Source organism: Streptomyces sp. DvalAA-43 (genome assembly GCF_900091725.1).
In the GTDB taxonomy this organism is placed as follows: domain Bacteria; phylum Actinomycetota; class Actinomycetes; order Streptomycetales; family Streptomycetaceae; genus Streptomyces; species Streptomyces pulveraceus.
In genome coordinates, this window is record NZ_FMBW01000004.1 from 25687 (window position 1) to 46671 (window position 20985).

The 20985-nt window shown below is 67.7% G+C and carries 20 protein-coding genes and 5 pseudogenes; 9 read left to right on the forward strand and 16 right to left on the reverse strand.

The features are described 5' to 3' along the window. Nucleotides 1-1095: 1095 nt before the first annotated feature. Both GA0115234_RS00955 and GA0115234_RS00960 read left to right on the forward strand, forming a co-directional pair. Nucleotides 1096-1293 carry a hypothetical protein gene (locus GA0115234_RS00955; RefSeq protein ID WP_093538908.1) on the forward strand — a complete coding sequence of 66 codons (198 nt, stop codon included), beginning with the start codon at nt 1096-1098 and terminating at the stop codon, nt 1291-1293. Between the two features lie 163 nt (nt 1294-1456). Beyond that, nucleotides 1457-1810, forward strand: coding sequence for a hypothetical protein (locus tag GA0115234_RS00960; RefSeq protein ID WP_093538909.1), 354 nt, complete (start codon nt 1457-1459; stop codon nt 1808-1810). 121 nt (nt 1811-1931) lie between these two features. On the opposite strand, the gene GA0115234_RS00965 is transcribed toward GA0115234_RS00960, so the two are convergent. After that, nucleotides 1932-3398 carry an MFS transporter gene (locus GA0115234_RS00965; protein WP_161275527.1) on the reverse strand — a complete coding sequence of 489 codons (1467 nt, stop codon included), beginning with the start codon at nt 3396-3398 and terminating at the stop codon, nt 1932-1934. 392 nt (nt 3399-3790) lie between these two features. Continuing rightward, nucleotides 3791-4684 (reverse strand): oxidoreductase, encoded by an 894-nt coding sequence (locus tag GA0115234_RS00970; RefSeq protein ID WP_093538911.1) that lies wholly within the window; start codon nt 4682-4684, stop codon nt 3791-3793. A gap of 170 nt (nt 4685-4854) precedes the next feature. Between GA0115234_RS00970 and GA0115234_RS00975 the strand changes: the two genes are divergently transcribed. Both GA0115234_RS00975 and GA0115234_RS00980 read left to right on the forward strand, forming a co-directional pair. Beyond that, nucleotides 4855-5748, forward strand: a complete 894-nt coding sequence (locus GA0115234_RS00975; RefSeq protein ID WP_093538946.1) for a LysR family transcriptional regulator — start codon at nt 4855-4857, stop codon at nt 5746-5748. 358 nt (nt 5749-6106) lie between these two features. Further along, a pseudogene (locus GA0115234_RS00980) lies at nt 6107-6454 on the forward strand (HAD family hydrolase); the annotation flags it as partial. Nucleotides 6455-6923: 469 nt separating this feature from the next. On the opposite strand, the gene GA0115234_RS00985 reads toward GA0115234_RS00980, so the two are convergent. From GA0115234_RS00985 to GA0115234_RS44165, 5 genes and pseudogenes are all read right to left on the reverse strand, one after another. After that, a complete protein-coding gene (locus tag GA0115234_RS00985) occupies nt 6924-7475 on the reverse strand; it encodes an EF-hand domain-containing protein (protein WP_093538912.1) in 552 nt (183 codons plus the stop codon). A gap of 220 nt (nt 7476-7695) precedes the next feature. After that, nucleotides 7696-8184 (reverse strand): hypothetical protein, encoded by a 489-nt coding sequence (locus GA0115234_RS42980; protein WP_237540989.1) that lies wholly within the window; start codon nt 8182-8184, stop codon nt 7696-7698. Further along, nucleotides 8178-8489: pseudogene (locus GA0115234_RS42985) on the reverse strand (DUF6415 family natural product biosynthesis protein); the annotation flags it as partial. The pseudogene GA0115234_RS42985 and the gene GA0115234_RS42980, both read right to left, overlap by 7 nt. 43 nt (nt 8490-8532) lie before the next feature. Beyond that, nucleotides 8533-8715, reverse strand: a complete 183-nt coding sequence (locus GA0115234_RS01000; protein WP_093538913.1) for a hypothetical protein — start codon at nt 8713-8715, stop codon at nt 8533-8535. A 67-nt stretch (nt 8716-8782) separates the two neighbouring features. Continuing rightward, nucleotides 8783-9172: a helix-turn-helix domain-containing protein gene (locus GA0115234_RS44165; protein WP_343335915.1), complete on the reverse strand. Its 390-nt coding sequence runs from the start codon at nt 9170-9172 to the stop codon at nt 8783-8785. Between the two features lie 70 nt (nt 9173-9242). On the opposite strand from GA0115234_RS44165, the gene GA0115234_RS41740 reads away from it, so the two are divergent. Together GA0115234_RS41740 and GA0115234_RS01015 are read left to right on the forward strand one after the other, a co-directional pair. Next, entirely contained in the window at nt 9243-9425 is a 183-nt protein-coding gene (locus GA0115234_RS41740) for a hypothetical protein (RefSeq protein ID WP_141718355.1), read from the forward strand. Nucleotides 9426-9721: 296 nt separating this feature from the next. Then, entirely contained in the window at nt 9722-10423 is a 702-nt protein-coding gene (locus GA0115234_RS01015) for a hypothetical protein (RefSeq protein WP_093538916.1), read from the forward strand. Between the two features lie 213 nt (nt 10424-10636). On the opposite strand, the pseudogene GA0115234_RS01020 reads toward GA0115234_RS01015, so the two are convergent. From GA0115234_RS01020 to GA0115234_RS01055, 8 genes and pseudogenes are all read right to left on the reverse strand, one after another. Further along, nucleotides 10637-11125: pseudogene (locus GA0115234_RS01020) on the reverse strand (transposase); the annotation flags it as partial. 429 nt (nt 11126-11554) lie between these two features. Next, on the reverse strand, nt 11555-11701 hold the full coding sequence (locus tag GA0115234_RS42100; protein ID WP_161275528.1) for a hypothetical protein: 147 nt from the start codon (nt 11699-11701) through the stop codon (nt 11555-11557). Between the two features lie 390 nt (nt 11702-12091). Next, nucleotides 12092-12373: a hypothetical protein gene (locus GA0115234_RS01025; protein WP_093538917.1), complete on the reverse strand. Its 282-nt coding sequence runs from the start codon at nt 12371-12373 to the stop codon at nt 12092-12094. 99 nt (nt 12374-12472) lie between these two features. Further along, a complete protein-coding gene (locus GA0115234_RS01030; protein WP_093538918.1) occupies nt 12473-12790 on the reverse strand; it encodes a hypothetical protein in 318 nt (105 codons plus the stop codon). Between the two features lie 297 nt (nt 12791-13087). Continuing rightward, nucleotides 13088-13363 carry a hypothetical protein gene (locus tag GA0115234_RS01040; RefSeq protein ID WP_141718356.1) on the reverse strand — a complete coding sequence of 92 codons (276 nt, stop codon included), beginning with the start codon at nt 13361-13363 and terminating at the stop codon, nt 13088-13090. A gap of 245 nt (nt 13364-13608) precedes the next feature. After that, complete coding sequence (locus tag GA0115234_RS01045; protein ID WP_093538921.1) at nt 13609-14724, reverse strand: hypothetical protein; 1116 nt, start codon at nt 14722-14724, stop codon at nt 13609-13611. Further along, the gene (locus tag GA0115234_RS01050) at nt 14721-15920 is read right to left on the reverse strand and encodes a CynX/NimT family MFS transporter (RefSeq protein ID WP_256088524.1); all 1200 of its coding nucleotides are present in this window, start codon (nt 15918-15920) and stop codon (nt 14721-14723) included. The genes GA0115234_RS01045 and GA0115234_RS01050 overlap by 4 nt, the downstream gene beginning before the upstream one ends. A gap of 46 nt (nt 15921-15966) precedes the next feature. Further along, nucleotides 15967-16692 (reverse strand): FadR/GntR family transcriptional regulator, encoded by a 726-nt coding sequence (locus GA0115234_RS01055; RefSeq protein ID WP_093538923.1) that lies wholly within the window; start codon nt 16690-16692, stop codon nt 15967-15969. Between the two features lie 1157 nt (nt 16693-17849). On the opposite strand from GA0115234_RS01055, the pseudogene GA0115234_RS01065 reads away from it, so the two are divergent. Both GA0115234_RS01065 and GA0115234_RS01070 read left to right on the forward strand, forming a co-directional pair. Next, nucleotides 17850-18574: pseudogene (locus GA0115234_RS01065) on the forward strand (transposase family protein); the annotation flags it as partial. Between the two features lie 81 nt (nt 18575-18655). After that, nucleotides 18656-19573 (forward strand): annotated as a pseudogene (locus GA0115234_RS01070) (transposase family protein). Between the two features lie 55 nt (nt 19574-19628). Here the strand turns inward: GA0115234_RS01070 and map are convergent. After that, the gene (gene map / locus GA0115234_RS01075) at nt 19629-20411 is read right to left on the reverse strand and encodes a type I methionyl aminopeptidase (RefSeq protein ID WP_093538925.1); all 783 of its coding nucleotides are present in this window, start codon (nt 20409-20411) and stop codon (nt 19629-19631) included. 66 nt (nt 20412-20477) lie between these two features. Between map and GA0115234_RS01080 the strand changes: the two genes are divergently transcribed. Beyond that, nucleotides 20478-20789 (forward strand): helix-turn-helix domain-containing protein, encoded by a 312-nt coding sequence (locus GA0115234_RS01080; protein WP_093538926.1) that lies wholly within the window; start codon nt 20478-20480, stop codon nt 20787-20789. Nucleotides 20790-20985 lie beyond the last annotated feature (196 nt).

Here is a 20985-nt window from a genome sequence, read left to right on the forward strand (position 1 = left end):
GACGGGGGTTTACCCGTGATGACGATCAAGGTGTACGAGGTGGACCGATACGGCCTAGCACGGATCATCCGTCCGAGAGCCGAGGTCGACCCGCTCAAAGACCCGCCCGAATCGTCCAAGTACCCACCGTGCCAGTGCGGTCGGTGCGAGGTGGGGCAACGGTGACGGAACACTCCTGGACGCCGGTGACCGACGCGGCTGGCTGGTGCGATCGGCACAAGGGCCCGTCCGAGACCGCGGTCCTGGTCGACGTCGTCGGAGAGGACTCAGGCACGGCGCGCGGCCGGTACGCGTGCGCCCCATGTCGACAGCAGCGCAGCCTCCAACCGATCGGCGAGCAGTCGTGACCGTGCCAACACGGGCGACACCGCCCCGGGAAGACCTCGCCCCCGCGTGCCGCATCGGCATACACACGGAGTGCTCGGGGCCGACCGAAGTGCGGGTGCATGGGGTGGTCGTTGAGCGGCTGCGCTGCGCCTGCCCCTGCCACACTCGGGAGGCCCGCCGATGAGGGACGAGGCGTCGGACATGATCCCCTGCTACTGCTGGGACGTACACCCGCAGACGAGCGCCCGGTGCGTGCAGGACCCGGGTCATACGGGTGACCACTACAACCCCGTACACCCGGCCGTCGTGGGACCGACCCGGTACGTCGTGGCCCGCCGAGCCCGAGCCGAGCCGCCCTTGATCTCCCGCCCGCGGCTGCAATCGCCGGCCAGCCGCGGGCGGGTCCAGCCGTCCCGGCCAGTCGTACCCCCGTCGGCTGGCCGGGACCATCTACGGAGGGGCCATGCCCGAAAGACTCACCGACTGGCAGGCGTACGGCATCGCGTTGCTTCACCAAGAGCTGCCCGAGGCCCCTGGCCCAATCCGCCGGTTCGTCGACACCGGGGAAATCGGCGGCTCACCTCCGCTCGCGCGGAAAGCACAAGGACACCGCACCACGGGCCCGCCCCTTCGCCGGCTCACCTCCGCTCGCGCGGAGAGCACGCGTGCAGGTCACCTGTTGGCCAGGCCCGGCCTTGATCTGGCACGAATGTTTGGGCACCGACGGTTTCGGGCTGGTCTCCCATCTGCTGCACTCCGGGGAGAGCCATGCCCGAGACTTCCGCCAGCCACCTGCGTACCCTCGCCGCCGACGCCGAGGCACTTCAGCAGCGCCTACGTGACGCCCTCGCCGAGCTGGACGGGCTGACGCCCAACGTGAGCTTCCAGCCCGGAGAAGCGTTTGCCTCGCTAGGCTCGGCCGCGCAGACCCTGGATGCTGCGGCCAGCGAGGCCGCCTCAGTCTGATTCCAAGTTGATGACCACCACCTTGAGAACGATCAAGGCAGGGTCGGTTCGCCAGCCGACTCGACAGCGTGTCCGCCGACTCGACCCTTCCGCCCCCGTCCCCACGGGAGACAGTCGGCTGCAATGCTCGGCACACGATCCCGCCTTCCCCCTGGAGAGCAGCATGGAGCTGAGTGCCACCAGCGAACCCGTCGTGACGCAGGAGGACACCCAAGTCGAAGTCGGCCTCGACCTCCAGGTGGGCACGCTCGTCCTCACCCAGAACGGCGCAGACCTCGCGCCCTACCACGCCCTGGTGGAGTTCGCGTCGCCCCGAGAGCAGCCCTGGACGGCGCAGCAGGTCAAGTTCGCTGCTCATGGGCCGGGCGGCGCATCCGTGTCGCTGGTCGTAGATCTCTTCAGCGACGCCTGCGACGGGCTGCGGGACGGTATCCCCGAAGCGATCTGGCAGGTGGTGGCTCTCGCCGCGACGTCCGTCGGCGACGTCGGCATCACCTACGCGCCTCCCGCGCTCTGACATCTGGGTAGTGGGGGCTTTTGCAGGCCGGACGCCCTTGACCACCTGCTGGTCAACCCACGAGGTGGGTACGGTCAGTATCCGGCCAAGGCCGCGGCGCTCTCGTCCGTCCCATCTGTCATCACGATTCCAGGCCACCAGGGCGCAAGAGGGCCGTGGCAGGCTCCTCGGTCCCCGGCACGGGTGTCGAGGGAGTCGTGGACTTCGGGCTGCCGGGCAGGAAGAGCGCCACGCCGAGTGTGGTGGCCATCAGCACGGCCGCCCCGACACCCAGGCTGATCCGCATTCCGGTCACGAAGTGGGCAGAGTCGGCGATCAACGCACCGAGCAGGGCGACTCCGATCGCGCCTCCGAACTGCCGGGCGGCGCTGAGTACTCCGGATGCGAGGCCTGCCCGCTCGTGCGGCACCGACTCCAGCATCGCCGACGTCAACGGTGGGATCGCGAGTCCGCCGCCGATGCCGAGCGGCACCAGCAGGGTCAGCAGCAAGGGAGTCGGGGTGTCCCGACGGACGAGGAGCAGGCCCAGGATGCCGACTGTCTGGATGACCTGGCCGAGGATCAGCGGGAGGCGCGGTCCGTACCGGTTGGTCAGCTTGCCAGCGAGCAGGTTGACCAGGGTGGTGAAGGCCGTCATCGGAATGAACATTAATCCTGCGGTGAGCGCCGAGGCTCCGCGGTGCTCTTGGAAGAAGATCGTGAAGACGAAGACCAGGCCGTAGTAGCCGAGGTTCAGGGCCAGACCCGCGCTGGTGCAGACAGCCACTGCGGGAATGCGGAACAACGTCAGCGGAACGGCAGGATCTTTCTGCCGGGACTCGACCAGGAGGAACGCGGTTCCGGCGAGTACGGCGAGCAGGAAGCCGCAGATCGTCGTCGGGCTCGTCCACCCGCCCGATCCTCCGGTGATGACGGCGAACACCAGGGCCGCCAGAGCGAGTACGGCGGTGACCTGGCCGGCCGGGTCCATCGGGGAGTGTCCTCGAGGGGAGCGGGGCGCCCGGAGCATGCCGACGAGTGCGAGGACGCCGACCGGCAGGTTTACGAAGAAGATCCACCGCCAGCCGAACCCGGTGGTGAGCGCGCCTCCGACAACCGGGCCGGCCGCGACCGCCGCACCGCCACCGGCGGTCCACAGTGCGATTCCGCGAGCGCGCTGGGCCGGGGAGTCGTACGCCTGACGCACCAGGGCGAGCGAGGCAGGCATCATCACAGCGGCTCCGGCGCCCTGAAGCGCCCGCGCAGCGATGAGCGCAGTGAGGTTGGGTGCCAGTCCACACAGTGCGGACATCAGGGTGAAAACGGATAGCCCGATCGTGAAGGCGCGGCTCGCGCCGATACGGTCGGAGATGGCACCGGCCGATAGGAGCAGGGCCGCGAAGAGCAGGGTGTATGCGGTGACCACCCACTGCAGTGCGGAGACCTGGCCGTCCCACTGCTGCCCGATGCTCGGCAGAGCGACGTTGACCACGGTGGTGTCCAGCGTGATGACGAAAAAGGCCAGACAGGCAACCAGCACCGTGGACCTGAGACCCAGCCCCGGCCGGTTGTCGGCTTCCTCAAGGCCGGACGGGGCAGTACCCCTCACGTCGGCTGCGGGTTGCCCGCTCGCAGCGGTCCCTCCCAAGTCCGCAGGCGGCGACGCAAGTCGGTGGAAGTCACCTGTCGCTTCGGTTCCTTCATCGGGGAGTGCCGCCCGCTCGTCATGCACGTCACCGTTGCGGTTCATGGGTCTTCCTTCCAGGTCTTACCGGTACTCGGTGCGCTGCGAATCCCTCGCAGCCAGGACAACCGGCGACTGAGTCACTTTCCGCTCATCTGCCACGCAGGACAGTCGACGGGACCGGTGGTGTGCGGGTGCGGAGGCCGAGCCGCCCGGGCTGCCACAGCTCCCGGCGAGACGGTCTCCCGGCGGGAGGGCTCGTCCCGGTCCCGCCTCAGCGCTCTGGGACCGACCGCCGGGACCTGACCGCCGCCCCCTCACTCCCCGTCGAAGTCGGTGCCCCGGCTGACCGCCTCCCAGGCTGCCGCCTCCTCGCCGACGGACTTCAGCTGGGCGGCGATGGCGTCGGCGGCGTCGTTACCGAGGGCCAGTCGCAGCGGGGTCTGCTCGGCGGCCAACGCGGTCAGGATCGCCGCGGCCGCCTTCTCCGGGTCACCCGGCTGCTTGCCGTCGCTGTCCGGGAGCCCGGCACGGACCGGGCCGACCGTCTCCTCGTACACGTCCAGGTGCGCCGACTGCTGCAGCGCACTGCCGCCGGCGAACCCGGTCCGGAACGCCCCCGGCTCCACGATGAGCACCTTGATCCCGTGCGGGGCGACTTCCAGGGCCAGCGCCTCGGACAGCCCCTCCAGGGCGAACTTGGTGGCCGAGTAGGCGCCGACGCCGGGGAAGGAGAACCGGCCGCCCATGCTGCTCATCTGCACTACGGCGCCCGATCCCTGGCGGCGCATGTGCGGGAGTACGGCGCGAGTGAGCGCGGCGGGGCCGAAGAAGTGCAGGTCCATCAGGTCGCGGAGTTCGCGGTCGGTGGTCTCCTCGACGGCGCCGATCTGTCCGCGGCCGGCGTTGTTGACCAGTATGTCGATCCGCCCGTACCAGAGAATCACTTCGGCGACGACGGCGGTGATGCGGGCCGGGTCGGTGACGTCGAGGGCGACGGGGACGACGCGGCCGGGGTGCGCGGCGGCGAGTTCGTCTAGGGATTCGGGGCGGCGGACGGCGGCCACCACGGTGTCACCGGCGGCGAGGGCCACCCGCATGATGGCCTGCCCGAAACCGGAGTTGGCGCCGGTGATCAGCCAGACCTTGCCGGTTGCGGAGCGGGTGGGGGTGGCTGCGGGGGCAGCAGCGGTGCGGGCGTTGTCGCTCATCGGGATCTCCAGGGTGGTTCCGGAAGCCGACCGGGCGCCGGCCGGCGAACACGGCCGAGGTGGTGTCCGGCGTGTGTCTCTATTACGGCCACCGCTCGGCCCCGCCGTCCAAGACAGAGATCAGCACGATCCATAATCAGCGTTTATCGCCGCTGGTTATGCTCTCCCCCATGGAGCTACGGCAGTTGAACTATCTTGTGGCGATCGCCGAGGAGGGGAACCTTGGCCGGGCTGCGGCGCGGCTGTACGTGAGCCAGCCAGCCCTGTCGTACGCGCTGCGGAAGCTGGAGGCAGAACTCGGCGTCCCCCTCTTCGAGCGGCACCCCGGCGGCGTGACCCAGACCCCTGCCGGGCGTGACGTGGTGACCGAGGCACGCCGGACCGTACGCCAGGCGGACCGTGTCCTCGCCGTGGCGGAACGCCACCGGTGCCAGAAGAAGGCGGTGCTTCGGGTCGGCTTCGAGGCAAGCGGCGCAGGCGAGTTGACCACCCGGGCCCGGGCCGAGTTCGCCCGCCGCAATCCGGACGTCCGGGTGGAACCGAAGCGCTTCGACTGGGGCCAGGAGGCGGACGCCCTGCGCGACGGCCGGGTGGACGTCGCCTTCGTCTGGCTGCCCGCCGACCTCACCGACCTGCACACCGAGGTGGTCCACACCGAGCCCCGGGTCGTCGGCCTACCCGTCGGGCACCCGCTGGCGGGACGTACGGGCATCGGCATCCTCGACGTCAAGGACGAACCGCTGCTGTGGACGGAGCAGGCGCCGCGCGACTGGGTCGACTGGTGGGCGGTGAACCCCAGACCGGACGGCTCCGCACCGCAATGGGGTCCGAAGAACGACAACGTCGAGGAAATGCTGGAGCAGGTCGCCGAGGGCGCCGCGGTCTGCTTCGCCCCGGCGAACATGGCCTTGTACTACGCCCGCCCCGACCTGTCCTGGGTCCCCCTCACCGACGTTGAACCCCTGAGGGTCGCCCTGGCCTGGTACAAGGACGCGAGCAGCCCCCTCGTACGGGGTTTCGCCGAGGTAGTACGCGAACTCGCCACCGCTCTGGGGGGCCCGTAGTAATCGCCTCAGGAACAACGGATATGGCTGCAATGGCTTCTCTGCTGCCGTGACGTGTCCGGTGACCTCGCTCCGGTGGTCGCCACCCACCGACCCCGCGCCCGATCAACTCTCCGACCGTAGCGACCCGGGCCTACAAACCCCCCTGAGGGTCAGCGGCGCCTGCAGGCGCCGCGATGCCTGATGCCCCCGGCTAGCGGCTGCCACGTGATGATCACGCTGCCGTACACCGGCCAGCACCGTCAGCTGGTTCTCCTGCTGTTCAGCCCCTGCTGCTCCTTCCAACGCGATCAGATCCGGACGTCGGTTGCGGCAGAAGGGGCGGCTTCGTCGTACTCGCGCCCGTAGGGTGCCCACGATGAAGACGATCGTGTTCGACATCGGTGAGACCCTCGTCCGCGATGACCGCTACTGGGCCTCTTGGGCCGACTGGTTGGGTGTTCCCAGACATACCGTGTCCGCGCTCGTCGGCGCTGTCACTGCCCAGGGTCTTGACAACGCTGAAGCTCTCCGGCTCTTGAAGCCCGACATTGACATCCCTGCCGAGTACGCCGCCCGCGAGGCCACCGGCCGAGGAGAGCACCTCGATGAGACCGACCTGTATGAGGACGTACGCCCCTCGCTCACCGCGCTGCGGGATCTTGGTATCCGGGTCGTCATCGCAGGGAACCAGACGGCGAAGGCGGGACAGCTACTTCAGGTACTGCACGGCCGGCCCATCACCGCGTTCCGTCAGTAGCGGTCCACACAAGAAACGGGGTTCCGCACCCGGGCCACCGCCCCGGGCTGCGGGACCCCGTCTTCGGTGAAAGCCCGTAAGACCGGCGGGATCCCGGCCTGGACCGGTGCACCCAGAAGGTGTCCCCGGGGCGTGGTCAGCCCCGGCCGCTTCCCCGCGCCCCGGGATACGGATTCCGCAGAGTCCGTGGACCGTCTGCCACGGGCCGTACTCCGGCGGCAGATCCCGCCGCGGAGCACCGGTAGGGTCCGCGCCGGGCTGGGTGGGAGTGGGCGTGACACCGACCATGAGCGGTCGTTGAACCGGCCGGACATGTCACAGTGCACCACGAGACCCCGGACGTAGCGCCCGGGGTCTCGTGGTGTCGGCGTGGTGTGTGCGCGTGGGTCAGGCGGACCCGGGTCCCTGACGGGCCACCCGCCTCGAAGAGGGTGGGTCAGAGGTTCCCGAAGAACACGCTGCCCGGCGCGTCCGGGTCGTTGGAGAGGAAGTGCTCGCGCACCGCGCGGATGAACTCCTGGCGCGAGATCACGCCGTCGCCGTCGGTGTCCAGTTTGGCGAACATGTTCATCGCGTCGGCGACGTCGCTCTTCCACACGTCTTTCTGGAAGCGGGCGAACTCGTCCTTGCTGATCTCGTTGTCGCCGTTGACGTCGATGATGTCGAAGATCGCGTGGCCGCCTCCCTCGGTGACGTTGAGCCGGCTGGTGTCGATGACCGCGAGGCGGTTGGCGGTGACGAACTGGTCCTTCGTGAGCCGGTCCCCGTCCACGCCCGCGTGGCGCAGCAGTTCCAGGAAGTAGGTCTGGCAGAAGGTCTGGATGGCCCTGGCCCGGCGGTCGTCCTTGCCGAGCCGGTAGGCCTGGACGTAGCGGTCACCGAGCGCCTGGTAGTCGGTCCAGTCCACATAGCCGTCGTGGTTGGCATCGATGTTGTCGAAGGTGCGCTCAAGCTTGACGGTGATGGCGTCCTGGGCAGCAACGGTCATGGTCGAGTCCTTACGTGATCTGGTTTCGGGCTCCCCCAGAATGAGATGAATCGACCGGAACACATGCCGAACACCCCTATATGACACCTGATCCGGTGATCATTTCCGCATCGGGTGGACATCACGCCGCGACTGGTCCAGCGCGGACGGCCGGCATACGGGTTCGCCAGCGGCGTTTCGCGGGCCGCGTGGCCCCCGGCTGCCCGGTGCCCGATCACCTTCACGGTGAGTCTTGTGGATCTGAGCCAGCCGCCTGGACACCCGGGCTGTGAACCGGGACGGGGTGGTCGAGGTGGACGTGCCAGTCGGAGTCGTACTCCGCGCGAACGGGCATTTCAGCGGGTTCGTGCGTCATGCGGGCACCGTAGATGCCGGTGGAGCCGTGAGCCGTACCGTGCCGGATCACCGAACTCCGGACCTCGGTCGCGGGCAGCTCGTAGTCGTGGACGACCTGGTCGTAAGTGAGCAGCACCCGCTCGGTGTGGCTCCAACACGCGGTGCGCGCTGTCCAGTCGCGTTCGACGTCCTCTCCTGAGCAGGCGAAATCAACGACCACCAGGAGCACCGCTTCTCTCGGGTCGACGGCGACGCGGTCGCGGACGACGTCGACGTAGGACTGGGAGCCGAAGCCGCGGACCACCAGGACCGGGATCCCGTACTCCGCCAGCCAGCCGGTGAGGAGCTGCCGGAGGTTGTCCTTTTGCAGCACACGGTGCCCTCCAGCGTCGCGGACAGCCGGCCTTCCGCCTCACGCAGGACGACGTCGGCGAGCGCCCGGGGCCCGCTGTCCTTCGGCAGCTGGTTCGCGCGGCGCCGGACGTGGGAGGCGACCGCGCGGGCGTGGCCGGTCAGCTGGAGGCCGATCTGCTCGTAGTCGCGTTCGGCCAGCGTGTCCTCGCCGGTCCACGCGAGGACGGCCTTGACGAGGCACTCGTACGGCGCGCGGTCGAGCGGGAGCTCCGCCTCGATCAGCCCGTCGGGGTCGTACAGGACCGTGTGGGTGCTGGTGTGCATGGCGGGCCTCGCTGCCGGGAGCGTCTCGTGCGGTGGCCGGCGGTCACCGCTGGGTGTCCTCGCTGCCGTCGGCGACGTCGTCCTGGTCCCCATCGTGCTGACCGAGGAACTGGGCGAAGCCACGGTCTGAGCGGGCGAGCAGGGCCGGGGAGGGAACTCTGTAGGCGGGCGGCTGGAGGCCGCGGCCCTCCGGGGCCGGGGCGGTGCTGTCGGTGTATGCGCGCATGCGGCCCCGTCTTTCCGGCTGATGGTCCGTCGGTGCCGTCGACGCTACGCACCTGCGGTCCGCGCTCTCAACGAAGTTGCGAGTTATTGCGGAGGTTCACACCAGGGCGTCCATCGCGGCCGCGATGAGGTCGCGGGCGGCGTCGCCGTACACGGCCATCGATGTCGGCGTCGGCGAAGCGGCCCCGCCACAGTCGCACGGTAACCAGGTGCAGACCGGTTTCGGCTGCGATACGGGCGTTGGAGCGGCCCCGGGCTGCGTGCAGCACTGCATGGCACGCATTCGCAGCCGGTACTCGGTCTTGAGGCCGTAGGCCATCGCCTTCAGCCTCACCCGCTCGGGGGCGGTCGGGGCTATCGGGCGGGCAGCTGCAACAGGCGTGGCGGGCGGGCCCATCGAGAGAACGGATCACGGACAGGGCCGCGGACTGACACCTCGACAGCACACCGGCCGGCACGGCACGCCGCCGCTGATCCTTGGTGGTGCGTTCGCTGCCGGTGGCGACGGCGTCGCGTGCGATTTCGCGGATGAGAATCGACAGGGCTGGGGTGCTGCCGCCGGTGTTCGGCGAGCAGCTGTTCGTGCAGTGTCTCGACCTCCTCGTAGTGGCCCTGGATGCGCCCGGTTTCCGCCCTTCCGGCCAGGGAGTAGCCCCGGGCGACCGCGTCCCCGCCACGCTTCCCCGCTTCGGCGGCGGACCCGTGGACTAACAACCCGCGCGGATAGGGGAGGTTGGGCGTTTTGGCCAGGTCACGGTGAGGCGGGGCGGCTGCTACGGACTGTGATTGTTACTACAGGTACGGTGGTGCCTCCAGTCGGTGGTGTCGGTAGAAGTGCCTATTGCGCTACGGCATTTCGCCGTGGAGTGTCGGGCCGGAGCGGGCGTGTCAGCGAGGGCGTTTACCATGCCGGTGCGGCTTCGAAGAGGTCAGCTCAGCGGCTCACCATCTGACAGATGCACTTCGACAAAACTTGACGCCAATTACACGAGGGTGGTGTCCTGGCCATGATTGCCAACGTGCGTAGCTACAAGAAGAATCAGGTCTCCCAAGCCGAGGTCATCACGGCAATCGGCCGGTTTCACGACGACTACAAGATCAAGCATGTGACCGCGGCGCTCGACGAGATCGAGGACTACACCGGCGATGTCTGGTTTGTCGATGGCGACCTGCACATACCCGGCGACCTCGACCTGACACAGGAGGGCGTCTACCTCTTGGTCGTGCTCGGCGATCTGGTCGTCGACGGCGCGTACGGCGATAGCGACGATCCCGAGTCCTTTTTGCTGGTGACCGGCAACATGCGGGCACGCGACGTGGTGACCGCCGGCTGGCTCGAGGTCCACGGCGACCTGAGCACCAATCGGCTCATCGGCGACTACAACGACTGCTCCGCCTACATCGGCGGCGATGTCCATGCCCGGCTCTTCTATGGCGAAGAACATCACTTCACCATCGGTGGCGCGCTCAGCGCCGACGCGGTGATCGGTCGGCCGCGCCTTGAGATCGCGACCCCACCGGCCGTGATCGGCATGGACGACCTCCGCATACTGGAGCATTTCGACCGCGCCCTACTGCGCGTGTTCGACGACCACGACAACAACGGCAACGCGATCACCTACGTGGACGGTTTCCGCGACTTCCGCGAGCTGAAGCGGCGCGTCAACGCAGGTCTACCGCTACGCGCTGCTGAAACACGCGACAACTGAGCCTTCACCGCCGCACCGGATAAGGCCGGGCTTGTTCGCCACCAGGTCCCGGTCGCGTCCACCATCGTCCAGCATGCCACCACGCTTTCCGGCGACCACTCCTGCCATGCTGCAAAGTTGTAGTGCTGGCCCCCTGCTGACCACGTCCCGCACGGCACGCCCCTGGGGGCTGCCGCGTGGCCGACACCCCAGGGGCGTGCCAACGTCGGCGGTTCAAGGGCGGTGGTGGGGTCGGGTGTGCCAGCGGTGGGTGGTCCATGCCCGGCGGATCAGACTGCGGACGGTGATGATGGTGTCGATGAGGTCGAAGAACGCGTCGGCGACCACGGCGCGGCGCTCAAAGCAGCGGGCCAGGCGATGGAAGGCGTTCTGCCAGGCATGTGTCCGCTCCACATGCCATCGCCAACTCGCCTGGATAGGGGCTTTCTCGCCCTTGCGAGCGATGCGGCCGTGCAGGCCGCGCCCGGCCAGCAGGGTGCGGGTGTTGTCGCTGTCGTAGCCGGCGTCGAGGTGGACGGTGATCTGCTCAGGCAGAGGCCCGAGACCGTTTAGGAGGTCCAGGGTCGGGGCCAGGAGTGGTGAGTCGTGGCGGTTGGCCCCGGCCAGGACACGACCCAGGGGGATGCCGTAGCCGTCCACCATGCCGGAGCGTTTCAGGCCCTGCTTGCCCCGGTCAACCGGCGAGCGCCCCGCGACCTCACCCAGATCACAGCTGAGTGCGTCCAGCTGCGCCGCCAGTGGTAAGAGCCTGAACGGCTTCAATGACTTCGGCCATGAGTTTCGGAGCGGTGTGGTTATCCCCAGTCGCGCAGGTCCCGTTTCAGTTCGTTTAACCGTGCGGCTCGGCGAGGGTCTTGGCTCGCGCTGGGTGCGCTGCCGAGTGCGAGGACGGGATCGGTGACCTGGTAGGTCACCCGGTAGTCCAGGACGTCCAGGACGTCCAGGGCGGTCTCCAGCTATTCTTCCGCGCGGCGTGGGGGAGCCATGGGACCGAGTGCCGTCGTGAACCACACGGGCAGCAGGTCGGTGCCGGTGAGCGCGTCGGACAGCCGGCTGCGCAGGCGTAACCGCAGCTGGGTGCAGGCACGTTGGCCGGCCTCGACGACGACGGCGGACTTCGCACGCCGGGCGTTACGTGTGGGCGGACGGGGTGCACCCCAAGGTCCGGCTCGGGCAGGCGCACTCCTGCGTCCCCAGGGCGGCCAGGATGTCGGCGCACGGTCCGGTCACCTCACCGTGGATCACCGCGTACGTGTTCGCGATGAGATCGAACTTCATCACCGCAGTCCGCCGTCCGTGACGGCGTTCACGATGGCCGCGAGGTGTCGCGGGTTGCTGGTTCCGGGGATGGGTTCGACGTGCGGGCCAAGTTGGAGCAGCCAGGACAAGGGGTGCAGTGATGTTTCCGCCGAGGGCGGCGCTTCCCGCGTCGAGCGGCTGGTAAGGCACGTACGAGAGCACCCCGCCCGCTGGGGCGGACGGCTCAAGCAGAACGGTTTCGCTGGTGAATCTCCCGGCCGGGCGGCGCCACACGCCGCTCCGTGAGAGTGACTGGGGCATATGAGTTGCCGCATGGATGATCCCGATGCGCTGTCCGCCCTCGGCCCCTTCCGGCCCTCGCAGAGGGCGCCGGAGGCGGTCTGTTCCTACGGCGAGGGTGAGGCGAAGTCATGTGGGCTGCGACGAGGTGGAGATGGCCCGGACCCGTCTCCAGAGAAGGGCCGCGTGCTGGTGGTGGCGGTAGGGCCGCAGACTCGCGCGCAGGCGGGTCAGAGCGCGGTCGACCTGGGCGGATCCCAGGTGGGGAGTCTGGTCGAGGAACACATTCCAGTGGGCGCACGCCTCCTCCAGGTGGCCCAGGCCCAGAAGGGTCTCGGCGAGCGCCGCACGGGTGAGGGCGGTGGCGCGGCGGCGCCCGGCGTCCCGGTGGGCGACTGAGTCGCGCAACACTGTCAGCCCCTGTGTGGAGTCGCCCAGAGCGAGCAGGGTCCGGGCGCTCTGGAACTCCAGCCCTGCCAGGGGATACGCGGTGAAGGGGCCGGGCTGCCCCTAACCCCGCTCGTGGTGCCGGTGGGCCCGCGCGAGGTCGCTGACGGCGGCCTGCCGCTGCTGGTTGTGGGCGTGGGTCAGCGCGCGCTGGACGTGTAGATAGGCCAGGACGGGCGGCGGAGCGGATCGCCCCGCCGCCCGTATGGCGCTGTCCGCCAGGTGTTGGGCGGGACGATGGTGGCCCATCCGCACGGCCTGGGCGCTCATGCTGCGCAGCGTGATCGCATAGGTGGGCCGGCTGTCGCCGACGTAGGCGAGGCTGAGGGAGGCCCGGTAGTAGCGCTGGGCCAGCCCAGGATGGCCGGAGTCGGCGGTCATCGTGGCCAGTATGTGGGTGAGTTGGGCGGCGGCGGTGAGCAGATCGTTGCGCAGGCTGTCTGGGGCGCCGGCGCTGAGCAGAAGTCAACGGGCGCGGGCGCGTACAACAACGACAACACGGCCTCCGGGATCCGCTCGGAATGGGGTCGCACCCCCGAGCTACCAGGAGGCCCTGCCTTCATGCGCGTACGACCGGAAGATCACCCGACCAGGAACCCTGTTCGAACCGCACGTTCCAAGATCGGTTGAGATACGGCTTCTTACCGAACGCGACCAGCTCAGACCCTGAACACGGCTTCAGAAGGGAACGACCAGGCCGACTTCTCGCAACCCAAGCAATGCCCTGCCCATGCACTCGGCAGCCGAGGCCCCATCGACCCTCATCCCACCGTCCAGGGACCCACCAGAGGCTGCGAATGTCCACGCCGGCTGACCGTCACGCATCCGCTCCGCGTCGACCCGGATCATGGCACCTACACCCTGCTCGCCGAGCCACTCCAGGATGAGCATCGTCGCGTCCTCGACGCCGCTGTCCAGATCCACCTTGGGCTGTCGCCCCATTCCCTTGGCCATGGCCACAACCCTACTCAGGGACTGGATTGGCCTTGTCGCACGCTGTCAGGCGGCTCAGACCATAAGAACAAGCTCAGCGCGCACCACCTGAGGCCGGATAACACCTTCGGAAGCGGTGCATAAATTACGCGACAGGGTGGGCTATTGAAGCACTCCGTGCTTCCACTGTCTGGGCCACGGAGTGGCCCAGACAGTTCAGCATCGGTAGCCACGCACAATGCCCTGGGGCTACCGCAGGGTGTCAGTTAATACCGTGTGTACCTGGCAGGCAGCACCATTCGGGGATTGGAATCGAGGAGTACATCCGCGGGACCGAACAATGCAGCCAGTTCGCGGATTTCGGGATCTTCGAGAAGGCGGAGGCGGCCGTCTTCAATGAAGGGTGTGCCGTCAATGGTGATGGTCGGCTTGTCGAACTGGCAGTCGCAGTGGGCGTGTCCTGGCCCGCTGCGGTCGGGCTCCCCTTCCTCGGTCAGGGCGTCCAGGCCAAGGTAGAACGCACCGGCGTGCTTCTCCCGTTCGAACTGGGTGCCACCGCTTGAGCGCACTTTCGGGTTGAGTCCGATCAGGGCGTGCCGCAGGTAGTAGCCCCTTGGTGAATAGTGACGTAGCTCGGTGGCGGCGGTCGCGCCCTCGATCGCTGTTACCACGTTGTTGGTGAGTTCGATCGTGGTGGGATCGGCCGGTGTGCCGGTGACCGTGGACTCCTCGATGACCAGCAGTCCGTCGGTGCGGTTGGGGTAGAAGTTGACGCCGCCGTAAGGGAAGGGCCGCCACATTCCAGCGATGAGAGGAGCGTGATGGCCGCTGGTGGCGAAGTCACGGAAGGTCACATCGGTGCCTGCAGCAGTGGTTACCCGGATCTCGCTCGCTGCGGCGAGTCGTGCGGTCGCCTTGGCTTCCAAGGCGAAATACAGCTCCAGCGGGAAGCGGGCACCGGTGGCCAGAGCCGATGCGGTCGCGGTCTGGTGCAGTGAGAGGAACCGGGCCTTGCGCTTGGCAACCTCGTCGAAGAACAAACGGTCGCTGTGCACCTCACCCCACCATGTGCAGGAGAGCACCACATCAGCCTCGGCGTGGATGGCCGACAGCATGGGTGATGGCCGCTCGGAGTCCCAGCCACCCGCGCTGAACGGGGGAACGGCCAGAACGTGCACCTCGGCGTTGCGATAGGCGGCTGCTGCCGCCAGTGCCTGCACCACCACAGGGTCCACCGAGTTCTCCGTCAGGATCAGCACCTGTTCGCCGGCGGCAACGGCGGTGTACTCCATGACGTTATAGGCGCCGGGCATCAGTTCGGTGATGGACAGCGGTGCTGCCATGGGAGTGTCCAAGTAACTGAAGCAGGTCGTTCCGTTCATGAGGATCGAATCCTTTCCGGTGCCAGCTGGGCAGTCGTTGATTGCGGGAGGCGGACGGCGCGACCAGCTCCAAGGCCGAAGAGGCCCTGAACCAGGGTCAGCGCGACAAGCAAGCCGAGCGGGACAGTCCACCCACCGGCGAGGTCGTGGGCTGAGCCGAACAGCAGGGGCCCAACGGCGGCTAGGAGGTAGCCGACGCTTTGGGCCATACCGGACAGCGCGGCGGCCTGGGACGCGTCGGCCGCACGCTGGCCTTGGAACGTCAGCGCCAACACCAGGCAGGCGCCGCCGCCAAGGCCGATCAGCGCACTCCACGCGGTCGCCATCTCGGGGGCCACGAGCAGCCCCAGGTATCCGGTGGCGCACATCAATGAACCGCTGACGGCCAGCAGCCGTTGGTCCGTGAGTTGTCGGGCGAGTATCGGCACAGTACTGCTGGAGACCAGACCGGTCACCTGGAGCAGGAACAGCTGCCAGCCGGCGGCGCCTTCGGAGGCGCCGTGGTCGTGCACGATGCTGGGCAACCACGCGATCGTGGTGTAAAAGCCGAGGGACTGCAGTCCCATGAACGCACTGACCTGCCAGGCCAGTGGGTAACGCCACAGGGTATGCGCCTGCCCCGCTCCGGGGGCGGTGGTTGTTACGGGCCGGCGACGGGCCAGTTGCGGTGCCCAGGCCAGGACCCCGAGTAGCGCCAGCACCGCCCAGCAGCCCAACGAGGTATGCCATCCTCCGGGAAGGTGGTCAGCCAGGGGCACGGACACCCCGGAGGAGACCGCGGCTATCAACCCCATGACAGTGACGTAGAGCCCGGTGACTGCGGCGATCCGCCGTTCGGGAACAGTGCTCTTGACCAGCGAGGGCAGCAGCACGTTGCCGTAGGCGATCGCTGCTGCCATGACCACGGTGCCGGCGAACAAGGTCGCCACGCCTGGTAGCGAGCGCAGCACAATGCCGGCCGTCAGCACCAGCAAAGCGATCCACAGGACACGCTCGGTTCCGTGCCGCTGCGCACTCCTGCCCACCAGCGGTGACGTGGCCGCGAAAGCCAGTAGTGGCAGAGCGTTGAGCAGTCCTGCCGCGGTGCTGGACAAGCCGGTGTCGTGTTCGATCATCGGCAGCACCGAGCCGACACCTGTCAGCGGCGCCCGAAGATTCGCCGCGACAAGCAAGATCCCGACCAGGAGCAACCCCACGTGAGGCGCTCCGCCCCGGTGACCGTCGGATTCGGCCCGGGGAGCGTCAGCGCCTTTCGGAGCAGTCACGCTCATGCACCCCTTCTTGCCCCAGTGCGGCGCGACGGCTGATCCGCACGAGCGTGGAGGCGGCGGAGCGGGCAGTCACCGCGTCTCCCGCCGCAATGGCCTCTACGAGGGTGGTGTGCCAGTGGTCGTGTTCGGCGGCGATATCCCTGCTCCAGGTCAGCCCGGCGACCGCTGTGGCCAGCGCGCTCCCCAAGTGCTTGTAGACCTCGGCAAGCAACCCGTTCCCGCCGGCTTCCACCACCGCCAGGTGGAATGAGCCATCGACGTCGGCCAACGCGGTCATCTCACCGGCACAGTTGGTCTCCTGCGCCGTGTGCAGCAGCTCGCGCAATCGCTTCACGTCTGCGCTCGTCCGACGCTGCGCGGCCAGCCCCGCAGCGTGCTCCTCCAATACCGCGCGCAGCTCGAAGACATCGGACAGATGTGCCGTTGCCGCCCTGCGTACCAGCACTGCCTCCAGCTCGCTGGCGACCCGGACGTAGGTGCCGTCTCCGGCACGGGCTTCCAGCAGGCCCAGATGCACCAAAGCACGTAGGGCCTCTCGCACGGTGTTGCGACTGATTCCGAGAATCGCGACCAACTCGTGTTCGGAAGGTACGCGACTACCGACCGGCCAGCGGCCGGAGGCGATCTGCTCCCGTAGTTGATCAGCGGCCTGGGCGGCCAGGGTCGCGGCACGGCGCGGCTCTCTCAACTCCTCCATACAAACCTCCAAATGTTGGACAGCTGCAGATAAACACATGACACCTCCAATGCGGCAGGGTGACTTATGTCACATCACGTGATGTGTGGCTGACGTACACCTCTCGGTGCAGCCAGACACACGGGAACGTGCCCACGCGGCCGGGGCGGCGGCATCGCCGGCCCCTCGCAGGGGTTGCAGCTGCTTGGCCAGCAGCTCGTCGAGAGCGGCGAGGATGTCGGCCGGATCGGCCTCGAGGGAGCCGCGGATCCGAGTGACGAGATCGTTCGGGAAGCTTCACAGCAGACCGCGCCCCCGCCGCCGCCGGGACGTGAGCCCTGTGACGGCCGACGTAGCGGCGGATATCGACCCCCACCATCGTGACGGTGGCCCGGATAGGCCAGGTCCGTCGACCGCTGCTCAATCCAGCGCGTCCAGACCTTGTAAAGGTTGTTCTTCAGGTCCTTCTCGAAGTCGGCGATGCTCTGTCCGTCCACTCCCGGTGCCCCCCTGTTAGCCCTCACTTCCTCCCATGCTTCTTTGACTTCCCACTTTGAGATCTCAAACGGCTTGGTCTGCGACTTCAACTGGTCCACCGAACTCCTCCCGGACACCGCCCGGTTGATGCGATCAACACAGTCACGAACGACCCGGCCCCTTCGCTCCACCCCCGTTACAGGGGCTTCTTCACTACTACGAGCCGGTCCGCCAGCGCGTTCCGCATCGGTACTCCGCCCCTTCATGGCACAACCGCTCGGGGTGCTCCCTCTCGCCCGCCCCTACCAGGACGGGCTGTATCGGTACGCGCCTTCTCCTGTTCCACATGACCGCGGCAGATCAGGTTCACGTCGTCTCCATGCCGGACACCGCCTGGCCAGTCGGCGGGCTCCCGCCAGGCTTATCCCGGGACGGTTCCAAGCTTGCCGGTTTTGATGTCGTCGGAATCTTTTCGACACGTCAGCAACGATTCACTTGCGTTCGTCTCCCTGACCCCACCTGACGCCTCTTGGCGCCTTTTCCTCATCGCTCACCACGACAGTCTTCGGCTAACGCAGCATGAGGCGGTTTGAAGCCTCCCCTCGCAGGGCGACTTCGAAGGGCCAATCCTTCATCGGTCACGCAGCACTGCTTCAAGAAGTTCTTCCTACATCGAATTCCCCTCTGCATTCAGGACACACTGGAACAAGATCGAGCATCGGCTGTTCTCCCACATCTCCATGAACTGGCGAGGCAGGCCTCTGACCAGCCACGACGTCATCGTGAACAGCATCAAGGCAACCACCCCCACGCCGGGCTGAGAGGCCACGCAGAACTCGACCCGGGCACCTACGACACCGGCATCAAGGTCTCCGATACCGACATCGACGCCTTGCCCATGCACCGGCACCGCTTCCACGGCGACTGGAACTACACCCTCCGCCCACAACACCGCGACGCAGTCGGCGCGGCCGAAGACCCTCGGCCAGCCGAGGGCCTGCCCTCGCAGTCCCGCGCCGGTGGTCTGCGCAATCCGGAACTGACCAGCATGACCGAGCCGATGCTGGACGCACTCGTCGACCAGCTGTCCCAGGAGCTTGATGAGCTACGTGAACACGGGCGGTCCCGGCAGCGAGGAGGAGACCGCATCCGGGCTCGCGGCGCCGGCGCCAAGGACAAGCTGACCATCGCCGACAGAGTCCTGGCCACCGTGCTCTACCTGCGCAAACTCGGAACCCGAGACCTGATCGCCCAACTTTTTGGAGTCAACGGCAGCACCATCACTAGGGCCGTTCAGCAAGTCAAGCCCCTCCTCACCAAGCACGGCCACACCATCCCACCCTCAACAGCCAGGTTCCGCACACCCGCCGACGTCACCGCGTTCATTACCAGCAGCAGCCCCACGGAGATCAAGTCAGCATGTTGATTCTCTGCGAACCCTTACGAGCTGGTGCGTGGTAGGGGGTGATGTGTTCTTGCTGGTGGGTGGCACGATCCGAATGAGGCGATCACGCTCAGTCGGACGGTTCTCGCGCATCAGGTGTTGACAGGGGTCTCCCGGGGACATCTCGCCTCCCTGGTCGAGGAGTTGGCGGGACCTGGCAGGCCGTGGTCGAGGCGCGTCGTCACGAAGCTCGTGGCGGGGCCAGGAAGCGCGAGGCAGGAGCCGGTGCCCGGCATCGGCTGGTGTTCGTCGGCCGGCTCGTGGCCACGCTGATTCACCTGCGGCACGATTTGCCGCATGCGGCGTTGGGGCTGTTGTTCGGCGTTGACCGCTCCACCGTCGCCCGTGCGATCGGCGAGATACGAGGGCTGCTGGCCGAGCGGGGATGCGCGGTCCCGGACCGGCCCGGCCTGCGGCTGCGGACCCTGGCGGATGTGTTCGCATACGCCCAGGCCGAGGGCATCGAGCCGCGGTCGGACGCCACCGAGGTCCAGGAACGCACGGCCCCCGGCCGGCCGCGGCGGGCGCCGTGCGTTCGTCTCGGGCAAGGAGAAACAGAACACGATGAAGGCCACCGTCGTCGCCGACCACCAGGGCCGCACCCTCTGGACCGACGCCCTGCGGCCAGGGCGGACGCGCGACGCGACCGCCGCACGCAACGAAGGCATCGGTACCTGTTTCCGGCACTTCTCCGACGTGGAGGTCCTCCTGGACGACGGCTACCTCGGGCTCCGCCGCGATCATCCCGGCCAGGCGGTGACCCCACCCAGGAAGGGAAACAAGATCAGCCCGCTCGAGGCCCTCGAAGCCCGCCTACGGGCCCGACACCGGCACTCCTCGAAGCGCATTGCCGTCGAACACGCCCTCGCCGATCACAAACGCTGGAAGCAACTGGTCCGCTGGACCCACCGCAGGGAGACCCTGCCCGTCACCTACCGGGCCATCGCCGGCCCCGTCTCCGACCGCAACACCACCGGCTGACACAAAACCCCAGCTCAGGCCCCTCACGTCTCCAACGCAATCACGCACCAGCTCGTTATGGTCGTGCCTGCGTGGGCAGGGTGAGAATTTCGGCTCCGTTGTCAGTGATGGCGATGGTGTGCTCGCTGTGCGCGGTCCGGCAGCCTGTCGCGCTGCGCAGCGTCCAACCGTCGGCGTCGGTGACGAGTGTGGCAGTGTCGTCCATGACCCAGGGCTCCAGGGCGAGCAGCAGTCCGGGGCGCAGCTTGTATCCGCGGCGCGGCCGTCCGGTGTTCGCGATGTGGGGGTCCTGGTGCATGGTCGAGCCGATGCCGTGGCCTCCGAACTCGGTGTTGATCGGGTAGCCCGCCTCACTGAGAACCGTGCCGATGGCGTGGGAGAGATCACCGATGCGCGCCCCAGGCTTGGCGGCGGCGATGCCGGCGGCGAGTGCACGTTCGGTCGTCTCGATCATCGCAACGCTCTCCGCCGGCCTGGCTTTGCCCACCAGAAAGCTGATCGCGGCGTCCGCGGCCACCCCGCCCCTGGCTACAGCGAGGTCGAGAGTCAGCAGATCCCCGTCTGCCAGCGTGTAGTTGTGAGGCCGCCCGTGGAGCACTCCGTCGTTGACGGCCGTGCAGATGTAGTGCCCGAACGGGCCGCGCCCGAAGGAAGGTGCGTAGTCGACGTAGCAGGACTGCGCTCCCGCCTCGGTGATCATCTCTTTGGCCCACTGGTCGATGTCCAGCAGGTTCGTCCCGACCGTGCTGCGCTGCTTCAGTGTGTGCAGGATGTCTCCGACCAGAGCGCCGGTGTCCCTCGCCCGCTCAAGCCGCGCGGAGTCCAGGATCTCAATCATGGGGGGACCTCTCATGTGTATCCAATAACTATCCCGGTCTAACTGTACCGGTATTAGAATGGGGTCATGGTCAGGTTGCCGCTCACCCCCGCCGAGGTAGAACGCGGACAGCGCCTTGGCGCGCTGCTCCGCCGAGCCCGGGGCTGCCGCTCGATGCTGGACGTGGCGCTCGCTTCGCGCATCTCGCCGGAAACCTCGCGGAAGATCGAATCCGGCCGTGTGGCCACCCCCGCCTTCCCGACCATCGCAGCGATCGCCGACACCCTCGGCCTGTCTCTCGACGCCGTCTGGGCCGAGATCGAGATCAATCGGGCGGAGCGAACCGTCGAGGATCAGCCGGTCCTGCCTGTCGCACGGCGTCCATCGCTGGTTTCGTAACACCCACTCCACATCAAGTACACATGAGCCAGCGAGCTTGTCCGTGGCCTCGTCAAGATCACGGGTGCAGAGCTACCGGCGAACGGCGATGTGCAGGAGACCGGCCAGTGCGATCGCCACCGTGGCCCCGGCGCAGGCCCTCGAAGCGACCCGTCTGGCCGAGGAGCTCATCGTCGAGAAGGTGTTTCGAGAGGGG

Bases quoted from the DNA above. Each gene is read 5' to 3' on its own strand.
- GA0115234_RS00955 (WP_093538908.1), top strand. From the start codon at position 1,096: ATGCCCGAGACTTCCGCCAGCCACCTGCGTACCCTCGCCGCCGACGCC.
- GA0115234_RS00960 (WP_093538909.1), top strand. From the start codon at position 1,457: ATGGAGCTGAGTGCCACCAGCGAACCCGTCGTGACGCAGGAGGACACC.
- GA0115234_RS00970 (WP_093538911.1), bottom strand. From the start codon at position 4,684: ATGAGCGACAACGCCCGCACCGCTGCTGCCCCCGCAGCCACCCCCACC.
- GA0115234_RS00975 (WP_093538946.1), top strand. From the start codon at position 4,855: ATGGAGCTACGGCAGTTGAACTATCTTGTGGCGATCGCCGAGGAGGGG.
- GA0115234_RS00985 (WP_093538912.1), bottom strand. From the start codon at position 7,475: ATGACCGTTGCTGCCCAGGACGCCATCACCGTCAAGCTTGAGCGCACC.
- GA0115234_RS01000 (WP_093538913.1), bottom strand. From the start codon at position 8,715: ATGCGCGCATACACCGACAGCACCGCCCCGGCCCCGGAGGGCCGCGGC.
- GA0115234_RS41740 (WP_141718355.1), top strand. From the start codon at position 9,243: ATGAGAATCGACAGGGCTGGGGTGCTGCCGCCGGTGTTCGGCGAGCAG.
- GA0115234_RS01015 (WP_093538916.1), top strand. From the start codon at position 9,722: ATGATTGCCAACGTGCGTAGCTACAAGAAGAATCAGGTCTCCCAAGCC.
- GA0115234_RS42100 (WP_161275528.1), bottom strand. From the start codon at position 11,701: ATGAAGTTCGATCTCATCGCGAACACGTACGCGGTGATCCACGGTGAG.
- GA0115234_RS01030 (WP_093538918.1), bottom strand. From the start codon at position 12,790: ATGACCGCCGACTCCGGCCATCCTGGGCTGGCCCAGCGCTACTACCGG.
- GA0115234_RS01040 (WP_141718356.1), bottom strand. From the start codon at position 13,363: ATGGCCAAGGGAATGGGGCGACAGCCCAAGGTGGATCTGGACAGCGGC.
- GA0115234_RS01045 (WP_093538921.1), bottom strand. From the start codon at position 14,724: ATGAACGGAACGACCTGCTTCAGTTACTTGGACACTCCCATGGCAGCA.
- GA0115234_RS01055 (WP_093538923.1), bottom strand. From the start codon at position 16,692: ATGGAGGAGTTGAGAGAGCCGCGCCGTGCCGCGACCCTGGCCGCCCAG.
- map (WP_093538925.1), bottom strand. From the start codon at position 20,411: ATGATTGAGATCCTGGACTCCGCGCGGCTTGAGCGGGCGAGGGACACC.
- GA0115234_RS01080 (WP_093538926.1), top strand. From the start codon at position 20,478: ATGGTCAGGTTGCCGCTCACCCCCGCCGAGGTAGAACGCGGACAGCGC.